This window comes from Lacticaseibacillus songhuajiangensis (assembly GCF_003946025.1).
GTDB classification, from domain to species: Bacteria; Bacillota; Bacilli; order Lactobacillales; family Lactobacillaceae; genus Lacticaseibacillus; species Lacticaseibacillus songhuajiangensis.
The window spans coordinates 1-15000 of record NZ_RHNR01000004.1; the positions used below are offsets into that span (position 1 = coordinate 1).

Annotated in this window: 13 protein-coding genes; 3 read left to right on the forward strand and 10 right to left on the reverse strand. The window is 52.5% G+C overall.

Going from position 1 to position 15000, the window contains the following annotated elements; all coding sequences use genetic code 11:
- Positions 1 to 337: 337 nt before the first annotated feature.
- The 8 genes from greA to EKM97_RS01980 all read right to left on the reverse strand — a co-directional run bounded on the left by greA (position 338) and on the right by EKM97_RS01980 (position 8500).
- Positions 338 to 811, reverse strand: a complete 474-nt coding sequence (greA, locus tag EKM97_RS01945; protein WP_125570593.1) for a transcription elongation factor GreA — start codon at positions 809 to 811, stop codon at positions 338 to 340.
- 22 nt (positions 812 to 833) lie between these two features.
- Positions 834 to 1475 carry a uridine kinase gene (gene udk, locus EKM97_RS01950; RefSeq protein ID WP_125570594.1) on the reverse strand — a complete coding sequence of 214 codons (642 nt, stop codon included), beginning with the start codon at positions 1473 to 1475 and terminating at the stop codon, positions 834 to 836.
- A 17-nt stretch (positions 1476 to 1492) separates the two neighbouring features.
- Entirely contained in the window at positions 1493 to 2635 is a 1143-nt protein-coding gene (gene mltG / locus EKM97_RS01955; protein ID WP_225419195.1) for an endolytic transglycosylase MltG, read from the reverse strand.
- Between the two features lie 69 nt (positions 2636 to 2704).
- Entirely contained in the window at positions 2705 to 5128 is a 2424-nt protein-coding gene (gene pheT, locus EKM97_RS01960) for a phenylalanine--tRNA ligase subunit beta (RefSeq protein ID WP_125570595.1), read from the reverse strand.
- 6 nt (positions 5129 to 5134) lie between these two features.
- Positions 5135 to 6181 (reverse strand): phenylalanine--tRNA ligase subunit alpha, encoded by a 1047-nt coding sequence (gene pheS / locus EKM97_RS01965; RefSeq protein ID WP_125570596.1) that lies wholly within the window; start codon positions 6179 to 6181, stop codon positions 5135 to 5137.
- A 303-nt stretch (positions 6182 to 6484) separates the two neighbouring features.
- The gene (locus tag EKM97_RS01970; protein WP_125570597.1) at positions 6485 to 6844 is read right to left on the reverse strand and encodes a winged helix-turn-helix transcriptional regulator; all 360 of its coding nucleotides are present in this window, start codon (positions 6842 to 6844) and stop codon (positions 6485 to 6487) included.
- 198 nt (positions 6845 to 7042) lie between these two features.
- Positions 7043 to 7540 carry an HD domain-containing protein gene (locus EKM97_RS01975; RefSeq protein WP_125570598.1) on the reverse strand — a complete coding sequence of 166 codons (498 nt, stop codon included), beginning with the start codon at positions 7538 to 7540 and terminating at the stop codon, positions 7043 to 7045.
- A gap of 201 nt (positions 7541 to 7741) precedes the next feature.
- A complete protein-coding gene (locus tag EKM97_RS01980; protein ID WP_125570599.1) occupies positions 7742 to 8500 on the reverse strand; it encodes a TrmH family RNA methyltransferase in 759 nt (252 codons plus the stop codon).
- A 108-nt stretch (positions 8501 to 8608) separates the two neighbouring features.
- Between EKM97_RS01980 and EKM97_RS01985 the strand changes: the two genes are divergently transcribed.
- Together EKM97_RS01985 and yidC are read left to right on the forward strand one after the other, a co-directional pair.
- Positions 8609 to 8890, forward strand: a complete 282-nt coding sequence (locus EKM97_RS01985) for an acylphosphatase (protein WP_125570600.1) — start codon at positions 8609 to 8611, stop codon at positions 8888 to 8890.
- 59 nt (positions 8891 to 8949) lie between these two features.
- On the forward strand, positions 8950 to 9984 hold the full coding sequence (gene yidC / locus EKM97_RS01990; RefSeq protein WP_125570601.1) for a membrane protein insertase YidC: 1035 nt from the start codon (positions 8950 to 8952) through the stop codon (positions 9982 to 9984).
- Between the two features lie 910 nt (positions 9985 to 10894).
- Here the strand turns inward: yidC and EKM97_RS01995 are convergent.
- Positions 10895 to 12478 carry a sensor histidine kinase gene (locus EKM97_RS01995; RefSeq protein ID WP_125570602.1) on the reverse strand — a complete coding sequence of 528 codons (1584 nt, stop codon included), beginning with the start codon at positions 12476 to 12478 and terminating at the stop codon, positions 10895 to 10897.
- Positions 12478 to 13164 (reverse strand): response regulator transcription factor, encoded by a 687-nt coding sequence (locus EKM97_RS02000; RefSeq protein WP_125570603.1) that lies wholly within the window; start codon positions 13162 to 13164, stop codon positions 12478 to 12480. Before EKM97_RS02000 ends, EKM97_RS01995 begins: the two co-directional genes overlap by 1 nt.
- Before the next feature lie 355 nt (positions 13165 to 13519).
- Here EKM97_RS02000 and EKM97_RS02005 point away from each other — a divergent pair, with 355 nt between their 5' ends.
- On the forward strand, positions 13520 to 14926 hold the full coding sequence (locus EKM97_RS02005) for a C69 family dipeptidase (protein ID WP_125570604.1): 1407 nt from the start codon (positions 13520 to 13522) through the stop codon (positions 14924 to 14926).
- Positions 14927 to 15000 lie beyond the last annotated feature (74 nt).

The window sequence follows — 15000 nt, forward strand, 5'->3', positions numbered from 1 at the left end:
GGGACTGGGGCGGCTTGGTGGAGTGAACGCAGGTAGGTGGCGCGCAAAGAGCACGAATAGCCCACACAACCGGCGAAAGCCGTTTTGTGTGGGCTATTTGTGCTCGGGGTAAATCTTTTTGACGTGGGCTTCGGCAAAAAGTTTAGCATTAGCCTGGCCTGCCAGGCGTGAGCGACCCCGCGCCACCTGCCTGAGGGCACGTAACCAAGCCGTCCCAGTCCCGACCTTCGGTCTAACCACTATTTTCAAACCGATCATCCTTGCGGATGAAAGTTTCCCGACTCACGCTGACGGACAGTAACAAAAAACCACTCCGGAAACCCGGAGTGGTTTTTTGTTACTTAACGTCGGTAATCTTGACCTGCATCTCGCCACCCGGGGTCTGGATGGCAACGTGGTCGCCCTTGTGCTTACCAATCAAGGCTTCAGCAATTGGTGATTCGTTGCTGATTTTGCCTTCAAAAGGATCGGCTTCAGCGGCACCCACGATGGTGTAGGTTTCGTCTTCGTCTTCACCATCTTCAAGGAAGGTCACGGTCTTGCCGACCGCAATTTCGTCCTTGGCAACGGCGTCACTGTCAATGATCTGCGCGTAACGCAACATTGTTTCAACCTGCGCAATGCGGGTTTCCAGTGAAGACTGTTCGTCCTTGGCACTTTCGTATTCTGAGTTTTCGGACAAGTCACCGAATGACCGCGCAATCTTGATGCGGTCGATTACTTCGGGACGCTTAACCGTCTTCAGGTTTTCAAGTTCCTCTTCCAGCTTGACCTTACCGTCAGCTGTCATTGGGTAGTTTTTTTCTGCCATAGTCAATACTCCTTAGCACCCGTTAAGCGAGACCACGCTCAGCGAGGATAGATTTAATTTTGGTAACCAGTAGATCGATTGCCACGTGGTTTTCGCCACCCTCTGGCACAATCAGGTCAGCGTAGCGCTTGGTTGGCTCGATGAATTCGTGATACATCGGCTTCACGGTGCCCATATACTGCGCCATGATGTTGTCCAGAGAACGTCCGCGTTCTACCATATCACGCTGGATGCGCCGCATCAAACGAATATCGTCATCAGTGTCCACAAACACCTTAATATCCATCAAATTACGTAAATCTTCATCCGCGAGAATAAGAATGCCCTCAATAATGATGACGTCCTTTGGCTCAACCCGGATTGTTTCGCTACTCCGGTTATGGATTTTGTAATCGTAAACCGGTTTGTCAATGGGCTCCCGATTAAGCAGCTTCTTAAGTGAGTCAACGAGTAATTTCGTATCAAATGCCAGGGGGTGGTCGTAGTTGATCAGCTTCCGCTGTTCAAACGGCAGGTCACTCGCCTTATAATACGAATCCTGCTGAATCAGTAGAATCGAGCTGTTACCAGAGAAGTGTTCAAATATTTCGTGTGCAACCGTCGTCTTACCGGAGGCAGAGCCACCAGTAATCCCGATTACAATCGGTTTTTGTAATTCTGTCACGCTATCCCCCGAATGCCTTAGTTGTTGTCAGAACCAATGGCTGCGATGTTTGCATTCTGTTCTGCCAATGTCCGGCCGAAGAGAATCTTCCCGGTCTTCATGTTGGCAACAAAGTACAAGTACCCAGCGCTACGATCACTTGGATTGAGCACTGCCTGGATGGATTCCAAACTAGGCTGGTTGTACGGACCAGGTCCGTAACCCGTGTGAATGTACAAGTTGTACGGCGAATCAACGGACGTATCCTTATTCGTCAGATTCTTCTTGTGCGTGTTCAGAGCATACATTACCGTCAGGTCAGACTGCAGTGGCATCTTCGCGTCGATACGGTTGAAGAAGACACCGGCAATCTTCTTGCGGCTTGAGTTCGTGACCCCTTCACGTTCAACCAGCGACGCCAGAGTCATAACTTCCTGCACCGTGTAGCCCTTCGACTTGATGGTCTTGTAAAGCGGGCTCAATGTCTCATCCGTTTTGGCGAGCATGGATTCAACCAGTGATTCAGCCGACATGTTCTTGGAAACGTCGTAGGTTGCTGGGAAAAGGTAACCCTCAAGCCGGTAACGAACATGCTTGGCCTTACTTGCAGAGTCAAGTAATTCAGGGTACTTGACTGCCATACGCTTGAAGAAGGTCTTATCCTTCATTACAGCCATGAAGGACTTTTTAGTCAGGTTCTTGTCCTTCTTGGTGTACTTGTGCATGCTGGACGCAATGGTCTCCGCCGTCACCCCTTCACGCACCAAAACGTGTGCAACCGGCCGGGCAACCGCGCCGTCATCCGTCCGCAGCGTTGAAATCACCTGCTGCAGATTCATAGATGGCTTCAGTTGGTATACCCCCGCCTGGAAGTCGGTATAGTTCTTGGACTTCACGTAGTAATCAAAGACCATTGCGCTCTTAATGACCTTTTTGCTGGCCAAAAGTGCGGCGATATCCTTGTTCGTTGATCCAATTGGAATTTTGACGTTAATCGTCTCGGTTGATTTTGCATCTACAGCGCCGAAAGAAGACTTCACGTAGCGTACGCCCATGAAGCCAACAATCAGCAGGAGGACGACAATAATGCCGACCACCCATAAAACGATGCGGTGAACCACGCCGGCCTGCGTTTTGCGCATGACCCGCTTTTGGTTTGTGTCTCTGTTGTTTTCAGCCACCGTTAGACCCCCACATGTGTTTTAATATCCACATTAGTATAGCGAATGACGGCTAAAAATGCGATAGGCTTAGCGGATAACTGCATTAAGCTTTTCCTCAAGCCCGGATTTCACCTTGGCGAAGGCCTTTTCAACCACGTCTTCAGTGAGCGTCTCTTCCCGGTTCAAGTAGGTCAACGTGTAGGCCAAACTCTTACTGTGGGCAGGCAGCTTTGGCCCCTGGTACAGGTCAAATACTGTCACGTCAACCAAGTACTTACCGGCATTCTCCCAGATGATGTCCTCGACCTGCTGACTCGTGACGTTGTCAGCCACCAGCAGCGCGATGTCGCGGGTCACACTTGGGAACTTCGGTGCTGGAATGGCCGTCTTGTCGCCGCGCTGCGCGTCAAAGAGTGGCTCCAAGTTGAGTTCGAAGATGAAGGTTTGGGGCAGGCCTTGCTGCTGTTCGAACGCTGGGTGCAAGCGCCCAATCAGCCCAATACGCTGGTCATCCAAGTAGATAGATGCGCTCTGACCAGGGTGCATCGCAGAATCCAGGTCCTGAGCGGAAAAAGTCAGCTTGCCGGCAAAATCAAAGTCTGCCAGCAGTGTTTCAACAATCCCCTTCACAGCGAAGAAGTCAACGGGCTGAGCCGCTTCATTCCAGCTCTGCGCCTGCATGTTACCGGTCAGCACACCACCAATGTATTCGTGTTCGGAAGGCCGCTGCTCATTTTGTTCACGGACAAAGACACGGCCCTGTTCGTACAGGAAAATATCGTGGTTACCGCGCGCAACGTTGTACTTGATGGCATCCAGCAAGCCGGAAATCATGTTCTGCCGCAAATCCTGGTGATCCTGCGTCATTGGCCATGCCAGCGTGGTTTCACTGCCAGCTTCCAGCGTGAAGTGCTGGTTGTCATCTTCACGACGCAGCGCGTAGGTGATGGCTTGGGAAAGACCCAAAGATTCCAGCAATTTGCGACTGCGCTTGATGCGCGACTGCACGCTGGTCAACTTCCCAACCGTCTGGCTGGTGGTCGGCAGGGTGCTTGGCATCCGGTCGTAACCGTAAAGGCGGGCCACTTCTTCAATCAGGTCCGGCACAATGGCAATATCCCAACGCCGAGCTGGTACCGCAACGCTAAAGGTTGTGTCATCGTCCGTCGTCTTGGTCTGAACACCAAAGCCGAGGTTGTCAAAAATTGTGGCCACTTCATCTGCAGAGATGGTGGTGCCAAGCACGCCGTTAATTTTGCTAAGGGTAATGTCGATGTTGGTGTCGGCACCGCTGACGCTCGTTGGCGTGACGGTACCCTTGGCAACATCCCCACCGCCGAGTTCATTAGCCATGCGGGCCGCCTGGTCGAGCGCCAGGTTGATGCTGGCTTCATCAATCCCCTTCTCAAAGCGGGACGATGCCTGGCTACGCAGGTTGTAACGCTGCGCAGTCTTGCGAATGTTGGCGTGATTGAACAGTGCGGATTCGATGATGACGTTCGTGGTGTCGTCTGTAATCTCAGAGTCAAAGCCACCCATGACACCGGCGAGGTTACGCGGACGGTCGCCATCGGTGATGACGATGTCTTCGGCAACCAGTTCGCGGTTTTCACCATCCAGCGTCTGCAGCTGTTCACCAGCATGTGCACGGCGCACCACAATTTTGTGACTCTTGATCTTGTCGTAATCAAAGGCGTGCAGTGGCTGGCCGAAGTAAATCATGATGTAGTTGGTAATGTCGACAATGTTGTTGTGAGGTTTGATGCCGGCATTCCAGAGCCGCTTTTGCAACCATAGTGGGCTTTCCTTGACGGTCACGCCCGTCACAACACGCAGATTGTAGCTAGGCGCATCCTTTGGGTCTTCCACTTCGGCACTGAGCAGGCTGTTCACATCGGTTGTGCCTTCAACCAGCGGTTTGTCTTCAAAATGCGGCTTGTTGCCGTACGTGGCACCAACTTCCCAAGCCACACCGCGCATGCCGAGCGTGTCGGCACGGTTAGGGGTGATGTCGAAATCGAGAATGGCGTCATTCATGCCGAGCACTTCAAGGGCATCCGTCCCTGGCTTGATGGCATCGCTGAATACGTAGATGCCGTCTGCGTACTTGTGAGGCGCAATACTATCGGAGAAACCAATTTCCTGCAGTGCGCAGAGCATGCCGTCACTGACAACACCGCGAATCTTGCCGCGCTTAATTTTGTTGTTGTCGCCAATGCGTGCACCGGGCAGGGCCGCAATGACGGTCTGACCGGCCGCGACGTTAGACGCGCCGCAGACAATCTGGCGCAGTTCGTTCTCGCCCACGTCAACTTGGCAGATCTGCAGGTGATCGGAGTCAGGGTGCTTTTCAACACTCTCAACGTGGCCAATCACAATCTTCTTCATCCCCGCACCACGGTAGGTGACGCTGGGTACTTCAATACCGGTAACGGATACCTTATCGGCCAACTCCTGTGGCGTTACGGGAACGTCGACCAATTCTTTCAACCATGCGTATGAAACATCCATTTGTGCTTAACCCTCCGTGTGGAACTGTTCAAGGAACCGGACGTCATCCGTGTAGAAACTACGGATGTCATCGACCCCATACTTCAACATTGCAAGTCGGTCTGGCCCTACCCCGAAGGCAAAACCGCCGTAAACTTCTGGGTCCACCCCAGCTGCGGTCAGCACATTCGGGTGCACCATGCCGGCACCGAGCACTTCAATCCAGCCGCTGTACTTGCAGACGGCACAGCCCTTACCACCGCAACGGAAGCAGGAAACATCGACTTCAACACTTGGTTCCGTGAATGGGAAGTAGGACGGGCGCAGGCGAATTTTACGTTCAGCCCCGAAGACGTGCTGAGCCATTGCCAGCAGTGTGCCCTTAAGGTCTGCCATGGTGGTGTGCTTGTCGATGACGAGCCCTTCCATCTGGTGGAACTGGTGGCTATGGGTCGCATCATCAGTATCGCGGCGGTAAACGCGACCTGGGGAAACCATCTTGAGTGGCCCCTTGCTGAAGTCGTGGCGTTCCAGCGTCCGCGCCTGGGCAGCGGAGGTCTGGGTCCGCATCAGCAGTTCCTTAGTGATGTAGAAGGTGTCCTGCATGTCGCGCGCTGGGTGATCAGCTGGAATGTTCAGCATTTCGAAGTTGTAGTGATCTTCTTCGACTTCGTAACTGTCGACAATCTGGTAGCCCATGCCGAGGAACAGGTCGGACAGGTCATCGATGACCTGCTGCAAAATGTGCGGCGTACCAACACGCGTTGGTGTCCCTGGCAACGTGACGTCAACGGTTTCCTTTTCCAGCTTGCGGTTAATCGCATCCGCACGTAAGTCACCGCGGCGAGCGTCAATGGCCGCCTGCAGGTCATCACGGACCTTGTTGGCAAAAGAGCCGACCTTAGGACGTTCGCTCGCTTCCAGGTTCTTCATGCCGCGCAATACTTCGGTAATTGGCCCCTTCTTACCAAGCAGGTTGACCCGAATTTTGTCCAGATCAGCCAGTTCACTGGTGTCCTCAATCTTCTTCTGGTTCTCGCTAAGCAGCGCCAGAAGCTTATCCTGTAAATCCATCTGTCTAATTCCTTTCGTGTGTGTTCCCGGGACACAAAAAAAGTCCCTAACCGTCAATCGACGATTAGGGACGAGCTGAGCCGCGGTACCACCCTTGTTCACACTACTGTGCACTTCATTCAAGCAGTAACGGTGCTACCGGAGCTTACCGCCGCAGCTAGTAAGTCAGCTCAGAAAATGAATACGGGCACTTTTCTCCGAGGAACCTTCCAGTCAGTGGGTCCCACTTCCTTGCGGATATTGCACCTGCGTTTTCTTCAACGCCTTTGTTTGTCAGTGACTAGTCTAGCCGCAATAGTGCGTCTAGTCAACACATTCTTCGTCGCTGAGCCAAACATCACCCCACGCATGTGCGTCGGCCAAGACGTCAGACAAGCCTTCACCCTTCGGTGTCAAGCGGTATTCAATCAGTTCTGAATCTTCGTGGGTCACACGTTGCACCAACCCATCCGCTTCGAGCTCCTTCAGGCGTTCAACAAGGACACGGTCAGAGCATTTGGTCACGGCTGAGGCGATATCCTTGAAGCGATGTGGGCCGTCCATGAGCACCTCAAGAATGAGGCCATTCCACTTCTTACCCAAAATCATGAATGTCCGCTGAAAATGCGGGCAAATCGTTTTGCTTGTACTCTGTGTACAAGGTGTTGTCGTTGTCGCTTGCATAATTTATCCCTCACATTTGCTTACGAATTGAAAGTAATCTTAGGATTAGTATACCTTACTACCGCGATAACGCAAGGGTAACTTATTAATAGTTAGCGACATTTTGCAAAAGCCTTGGCAGTTAGCCGCTGTTATTGCAGTCAAAAAGGCCAACTGACGGGGTTTCTCGTCAATTGGCCTTGAGTAATCATTGTCAGTTTAGTTAGCGGCCTTACCCGCTACCTTCTCAATCATCCGCATGCGCCATGGGTGCACGACTTCAGCGGTTGCAGCGTAATCATCAACAAGCGATACAATGTAACTCTCGGCGTAACGAGGCAGTGCCAGGGTCGCGCCCCACATGTGCTTAATGATGATGTCCCGTTCCTTCGCATTCAGCTCGGTCAGGTGCTCAGCGTTGTGCAAGGCAATCCGGGGATGCACGTATGCGTGTGTCCCAAGATCAAACTTGGTTGTGCGCCAGTCGTAGTAGAAGAGGTCGTGGAGCAATCCCGCACGCGCGGTCGAGCGCACGTCCAGGTGCATCTTCTTGGCGATTAAGTAGCTGGTATACGAAACACGAATCGAATGTTCGAGGCGGTTTGAGAAGTGGTGCTGCGTGAAGTCCGCAAGGCGCTGAACTTCGGGCTTTGCCAGCAAATCACCGACAAGTGCAAGGTACTCTTCATCATGTTGCCAAGCGCGATATTTCTCCATCAACTAACCTTCCTTTGCTTTGTTGTCGCCATTATAACAGGTCTAAGCAGGCGCCACAATCGCCTTCAGATAAGAAAAAGAAATGTAATAAATGCTTCAACAACAGGCGGTCAGCGATTTTGCAAAATAAACTTAATGAAAATAAAAAAAGCCCCTCACATAACAGTGAAAAGGCTTTAGTAAAAAATGCGCTGCTTAGCTCTAGGAAAGCAGGTGGAACAGCACCACACCGGCTGCAACGCCGACATTCAGTGACTCCGCGTTCCCACGCATTGGAATGTAAATGTTAACGTCAGTCCGTGCAAGCAGTTCTGGACGCATGCCGTTCCCTTCATTCCCCATGATCAAGGCGAAGTTATCGGTCTTGGCAATTGAGGCATAAGGTTTTGCCTGATCGTTCAGTTCGGTCCCGTAAACCGGCACACCACTACGCTGCAACTGTGGGACCAACTTGGTCAGATCAGCACTCACAATGTTCACGTGGAACTGGCTCCCCTGCATCGCGCGGAGCACCTTTGGTGAGAAGGCATCGGCAGTTTGCTTACCAAGCACTACATTTTGCACGCCGGCTGCGTCCGCGGTCCGGACCATGGTCCCAACATTGCCGGGATCCTGGATGCCGTCTAGCAACAAGAAACTCCCGTGCAGTTGCTTAGGCAACTGGTTGTGCGGCAGCGGGAAGACCCCAAACACCCCTTGCGGCGACTGGGTGGAGCTGAGGTGCTGCTCAACATCCGCGGTGATTTCGGTCATGCGGTTGTAGTATTCCTTGAATTCGCGATCCTGCGCATACTTGCTGGTGACGTACAGACGGTCTGGCTGTGCGCCGGCAGCCAAGGCATCGTGCACCTGGTGCGGACCTTCAAGTAGGTAACGGTCGTAATCCTTCTGGTATTTTTTAACAGTCAGCTTCTTAGCCAACTTGATGTGGTCGTTCTTTGGTGATGTAATGGTTTCCATATTCAAACCCTCCGTTGCAAAGTATAGCATAGCCACGCCCCCGGCTGTGCTAATATTGTAGATAGATAAATGGTGCTCATTTTGCACCTGCAGCAGGAGGTAGTATTCATGACACAAGTTGCTTACAAAATTCGGGTCAGTGGACTCGTTCAAGGTGTCGGTTTCCGCTGGGCAACCAAAATGGTGGCCGACCAACTGGGCGTGCACGGTACTGTTGCCAATATGGCGGATGGTTCGGTCGAAATTCACGTGCAAACCGATGAAGACACCATGGCTAAGTTCAAGGCGGCCGTCAAAAAGGGCCCCAGTCCGTACAGCCGCGTCTCCACTTATGAGGAGGAACGTATCCTCCCCCTCCCCAACTATGACAGATTCACGGTTATCGCTTGAAAGCGCATGGGGCTTAAAGTAAGATTGACTAGATAATCGCGAAAGGGATTCACAATTAAATGAAGAATAAGAAAAGAATTGTTACCGCAGCGAGTCTGAGCACGATGCTGCTCTTCCTAGCAGCCTGTGGTCGTAAAACCGCACAAGGTGTCATGACCGCCCCAACTCACGGGCCATACGCCTGGTTGTACAACGTTCTGGGCCACCCAATGCAGCGCTTGCTCGAATGGTTCGCTGGCGTGCTCGGCGGCGCCGGCACGGCGTACGGGATTGCCATCCTGGTGTTCACCATCATCATCCGCCTCATTCTGATGCCAAGCATGCTGAAGAACCAGCGCAAGATGACTGAACAGCAAGAAAAGGCCAAAATTCTGAAGCCACAGCTTGATCTCCTGCAAAAGGCGGCCAAGCTCAGCAGTGACCAGAATGACACCATGCGCATCAACGGCCTCATGCAGGATGTCTACAAGAAGAACGGCAGCAGCATGATTCCATCTATGGGGTGCTTGACGCTCATCATCCAGCTGCCAATTCTGTCTGGTTTGTACCAGGCAGTTGCGTACTCCAAAGAAATGTCCGCAAGTACCTTCTTTGGGATTCAGCTGGGAAAGCCAAGTATTGTCATCACCATCGTTGCGACAATCTTCTACGCCATTCAGGCCTGGATGAGTCTGCAGAGTGCGACCCCTGATCAGCGCAAGTCGATGTCCACGATGATGTGGGTCGGTCCAATCATGACCTTCTGGATTTCCATGATTTCTTCTGCCGGTCTTGGCCTGTACTTCCTGGGCACCGGGATTATCATGGTCGTGCAGCAAGCCATCATCAGCTACGCTATCGTGCCAAGCATCCGCAAGCGTCTGGACGCCGAGTACGAGAAGGAACCACCTGTCATCGTCGTGTCCCCGGACATGTTTGATGAAGACGGTCGCATCACCGACCGTGCACCGGTTGCCAGCAGCTTTGCACAGATGCAAGGCTTCGCGGCAGGTAACGAAGCAGCCAGCGATGGTGAAACTTCCAGCTCCGAATCAGCAACACCTACTGCGGATGACCTGCGCGCGCGTAACAAGGGCAAGCAACACCGCGAATAACATTTGAAGACAACACGAGGTCGCCTGGATATCCAGGCGGCCTTTTTGTTGCTGTCCCTCAGCGTAAGGATTGAAAATACCATCCGCAAGGATGGCTTCTGTGAAAATCGACCGAAGGTCGGGTCTGGGACAGCTTAGCTTCACGTTCGCGGACAGATGACGCGGGGTCGCTCACGCCTGGCAAGCCAGGCTGCCGCTAAACTTGTTGCCGAAAACCCCGTCAACAAGCTTTACCCCGAGCCCAAAGCGCCAGGACAAAACGGCTAACGCCGGTTGTCCTGGTGCTCTGCGCTCTTTTCGCGTCATCTGTCCGCGCTCGTTACGCTAAGCCGTCCCAGTCCCTACGTGCACCTACGTCACTTTAGAGATGATATTTTTCTGCTACAACGGTTGATACAATAAACGATGCGTTCAGCACGACTATGCAATTGAGGCGGAACTGTGGCTACGTCACCGCAGGATGCTTGACCAATAGTCGACCACACGTGTAGATCCGCTCTTGTCATTACTCCTGCGATGTCTGAAATTTGATGATATTTGCCACTCAGTAATGTGTCGGCCACGGAGGTGAGGGGGCGCTTGGGTGGAACGATTGGGGACGGAGCGGCGAAACGAATCATGTTTGGAGATCCGGCGGTTTTTGCCGGAGCTTCGTACATGATTCGCGGGAGCGCGCATTTTGACGCTGGGTTTGCGGCAAAATCGCCAGTGAAAGCCCAAAGGGCTTGAACGGTCCCCGCCGCGCAGTCCTCAATCGTGGAACCCAAGTGCACGCACACCTCCGTGGCCGACTTACCCGCCTAGCGGCGGTATGAAAACACTGCAGAGGCCCGGCGCGACTCCGTCACTGAAATGCTATCGCTGACGGACAGCAAAAATCCCCCACACATAAGCGTGGAGGATCAAATAGTTATAATTCAGAATTTTTGATGTCACGCCCGATCACAGCTTCAGCATCTTCTGAATCGGCCTCGTTCAACTTTTGCAACTCTTTGAGTCGCTCTGGCGTCAAACGTGGCAATGCGATGCGAAAGACGGAACCGGACCCGACGGCAGAATCGAGCGAAATCTCGCCGTGGTAGCCGTCAATCAGCTGCTTAGCAATGGCGAGTCCGAGCCCGTTACCGCCCTTCTCGCGGCTACGCGCCTTATCCACCCGGTAGAAGCAGTGGAAGACCCGCTGCACGTTCTCGGGGCTAATCCCCTCACCAAAATCCTGAATAGCCAAATCAACCTCGTTGTGGCTAGACGCAATTGAGACGTGCACTTCCTTGCGGTCGCGTGAGTACTTAATCGCGTTGTCAATCAGGATGATCAGAACCTGCTCCATGTGGTTGCGGTAAATCTGCACCCATGTCTCGCCTGTTAATTCATCTTCAAGCGTGATGTTGAAATCAGGGTGAATCATCTGCATGTCGCCAACCACCTGCGAGGTAACGGCCCGCACGTCGGTGACGGCCGTTGGAAACTGGGTGTCAACCTGGTCGGCACGGGTCAAATCAAGCATTTCCTGAATCAGACTCTTCATCCGCGCCACCTCCTGCAGGGAAGCAGTCAGGGATTCATCAAGGACCTCAGGGTCATCTTTCCCCCAACGGTTCAGAAGTTGCAGGTGCCCTTCGAGGACGGCGACCGGCGTCCGCAGTTCGTGTGAGACGTCACCGACAAAGTCAGATTGCTGGTCGATGAAACGCTGAATTCGGTCCAACATCGCGTTGAACTCACTAATCAGGTGACTCAGCTCGTCGTTGCTATCAATCTGTTCAATGCGGGAATCACTTTGCGGTTCCGAGTTAATTTTGTCAATCATCGTGGTGATCCGCTTAATCGGCTTCAGGAAGCGTGCGGCCATCCAGAAACCAACCATCGCGGAGATGAGCAATGCGGCAACGCTCACGGCGTAAATGGTGCCCGTGATGCGGTTCATCGTCTTGTGGAAATTGGTCATGGAATCAGCCACTTGAATGTAACCGATGCGCCGCCCGGTGGAATCACTCACGACAGTGGTGCGGCCCACAAGGCCATCAAAATGACCGTTGCGTTCCGCTTTAATCGTCAGGTGCGGTGACTTGATAAAGCGTTGCGGCGTACTCCGCGAGTTAAAGAGCAACGCACCCTTCTTGTCGTAGACCGTGACGTTAATGTCTTCACGCGACATTTTTTCAAAAGTGGTATCCAAAAAAATGCTCCGGTGCGTGGTGTCACCAGGAATGTACTGATCAAAATTCTCGTTGGAACTTGAATCTAGCAGTGGACGCACCGAACTGACCGTAAGATTGTCCGCGACTGGGGTTAGCCGGGACCGCACCGCGTTCACCGTATCGGTGACCGTGCTCTTTTCTTGCGCAATCAGCGTTTGCCGCATCACCCCATAGATGATAATGGAAAACACTAAGAACGTGAGGAATATCCCAAAGCCAACAGTTGCCGCCCACCGCCACCGCAGCGAAACGAAGCGCCGCGGTTTGGGACTGTCCTGAACGGATTCGGCCATTAGGAACGCATAACGTAGCCCGTACCCCGAACGGTCTGGATGTAGCTTTGTTCACCTGGACGGTCAATCTTGTTACGGATATAACGGACGTAAACATCCACAACGTTGGTTTCAACGTCAGAGTTGTAGCCCCAAACCTTGCTAAGCAAGACGTCGCGGGCAAGCACCACGTTGATGTTTTCCATCAGGGTCAAGAGCAATTCGTATTCACGCTTGGTGAGTTCGATAATGTCATCCCCGCGCCGCACAATGCGGTTTTCCTTTTCGATGACGAGGTCGCGGTACTTGATGGTCGTCTGCTTAGCCTTGTTACCTTCGTCCATGGACTTCACGCGGCGCAGCAATGCGCGCAGACGTGCAAGCAATTCTTCAATCGCGAATGGCTTCACAATGTAGTCGTCGGCACCGTGATCAAGACCAGAAACGCGGTCGATGACGGAATCACGCGCGGTCATCATGATGATTGGCGTGTTCTTCACCTGCCGCACACGGCGGCAAATTTCCAAACCGTTCAGGTCTGGCAACATGAGGTCGAGCAGGATTGCGTCCCAATCTTCGTTAAGCGCAGCGTCCAAACCCTTGCGGCCGTTCATGTAAACGGCGGTTTCGTCCCCTTCGTGCTTCAGTTCGAGCTCAACAAACCGTGCCAAGTTCTTTTCATCTTCAATAATCAAAATTTTACTCATTACTGTGTCACTCCTTAATTAACGTGTCGTCCCCGGCAATTTATTCATTAACCCTTGCCGTATTGATTCTCATTATACAAGATAATTGTTCCTAAAAATACTAACACACAAGATTAAGAAAGGCTAATTTTGCCACTATCGACGCGTGTTGACGCGTTTTTTGCCGTCGCGGCTCTCATGGCTTTCACCATGAGAACCTGATTGGGGAATATTAAGCGACCCGCCAAGTGACCTTTTACGCAAGAATTATGTCGCAAGCTGAATTTCTCAGGCTAAAGGGCTGATTTTTTTCCGCAATTCACCTACACTTGTACATAAGGCCTAAACGCTGAATAAATTGAAAGAGATGAATGCAATGTCTAAACGTGTCAAAGGTTCCTGCACCACCATGTTGGTGGGTAAGGATGCCAGCATCGATGGATCAGTTATTATTGCGCGGAACGAAGATGGCAACGTCCCTCTTGTTCCCCAGAAGTTTATTGTTGTGAAGCCAGAGGACCAGCCTAAGCATTACCAGTCCGTTCTGAGTACCTTCAACATTGACCTGCCAGACAAGCCGCTACGCTACACCTCCACACCAAATGCCGACCCGGCCGAAGGTGTCTGGGGCGCTGCGGGCTTTAACAGTGAAAACGTGGCGATGTCCTCAACTGAAACCATCACCACCAACTCCCGCATCTTGGGTGTTGACCCGCTGGTTGACGACGGCTTCGGCGAAGAAGACATGCCAACCATCGTGCTCCCTTACATCCACTCTGCTCGTGAAGGTGTCCAGCGTCTGGGTAGCCTGCTCGAACAATACGGGACTTACGAAACAAACGGAATCTGCTTTGCCGACAAGGATGAAGCTTGGTACTTCGAATCCATCGCCGGTCACCACTGGGCTGCTGTGCGTATTCCTGACGACGCCTACGTCGTTGCACCAAACCGGCTGAACATCGACTGGTTCGACTTCGATTCTCCCGACTACATGTACGCGGCTGACCTGCCTGACCTGATTGCAAAGCACCACCTCAACCCAGATCCAGAAGGTTACAACTTCCGTCATATTTTCGGTAGTGCCACCATCAAGGACACCCGTTACAACAACGCGCGCGCTTGGTACGGCCAGAAGTACTTCAACCCTGAATTCGACACGACGCCAATCGACCAGGACCTGCCATTCATCTGCCGGACACCGCACAAGATTAGCATCGAAGACATGAAGTTCGTCCTCAGCTCCCACTATGAAAACACGCCTTACGACCCATACGGTACCGGTACCCCTGCCCAGAAGAAGCAATTCCGGCCAATCGGGATTAACCGCAACCAGGAACTGCACATTCTGCAGATTCGTAATGACGTTCCCGCCGAAATTGCCGCCATTCACTGGTTGGCCTTTGGCCCTAACACCTTCAACGCCGTCGTACCTTTCTATGCCAATGTCAACGACACCCCTGCCGTTTACCGCGACATCACCAAGGACTTCGACATCAGCAAGATGTACTGGCTCAGCTGCACGCTCGGCGTGCTCGGTGACACCAACTTCGGTCTGTTCGAAGACTTCGAAAATATCTTCGAAGAAAAGATAGTCGGTGCATGCCGCAACCTGCAGATGCACGCTGACCAAGAGGCCCAGTCCGCAAAGGATCTGTCCGCTTACCTCGAAAGTGTCAACGAGAAGATGGCTGCCGTCAGCTTCGACAACTCTAACAAGTTGCTCGGCCAGATGGTCGCCCTCGCTGCACCGCAGATGAAGTTGCAGTTCACACTGAACGACTAATTTGATTTAGATTCGCAAAACACTCGCAAAATTTGCGGGTGTTTTTGTTTGCTTGCTCAGACTGTCGTTCATGC

Bases quoted from the DNA above. Each gene is read 5' to 3' on its own strand.
- greA (WP_125570593.1), bottom strand. From the start codon at position 811: ATGGCAGAAAAAAACTACCCAATGACAGCTGACGGTAAGGTCAAGCTG.
- pheT (WP_125570595.1), bottom strand. From the start codon at position 5,128: ATGGATGTTTCATACGCATGGTTGAAAGAATTGGTCGACGTTCCCGTA.
- pheS (WP_125570596.1), bottom strand. From the start codon at position 6,181: ATGGATTTACAGGATAAGCTTCTGGCGCTGCTTAGCGAGAACCAGAAG.
- EKM97_RS01970 (WP_125570597.1), bottom strand. From the start codon at position 6,844: ATGCAAGCGACAACGACAACACCTTGTACACAGAGTACAAGCAAAACG.
- EKM97_RS01975 (WP_125570598.1), bottom strand. From the start codon at position 7,540: ATGGAGAAATATCGCGCTTGGCAACATGATGAAGAGTACCTTGCACTT.
- EKM97_RS01980 (WP_125570599.1), bottom strand. From the start codon at position 8,500: ATGGAAACCATTACATCACCAAAGAACGACCACATCAAGTTGGCTAAG.
- EKM97_RS01985 (WP_125570600.1), top strand. From the start codon at position 8,609: ATGACACAAGTTGCTTACAAAATTCGGGTCAGTGGACTCGTTCAAGGT.
- yidC (WP_125570601.1), top strand. From the start codon at position 8,950: ATGAAGAATAAGAAAAGAATTGTTACCGCAGCGAGTCTGAGCACGATG.
- EKM97_RS01995 (WP_125570602.1), bottom strand. From the start codon at position 12,478: ATGGCCGAATCCGTTCAGGACAGTCCCAAACCGCGGCGCTTCGTTTCG.
- EKM97_RS02000 (WP_125570603.1), bottom strand. From the start codon at position 13,164: ATGAGTAAAATTTTGATTATTGAAGATGAAAAGAACTTGGCACGGTTT.
- EKM97_RS02005 (WP_125570604.1), top strand. From the start codon at position 13,520: ATGTCTAAACGTGTCAAAGGTTCCTGCACCACCATGTTGGTGGGTAAG.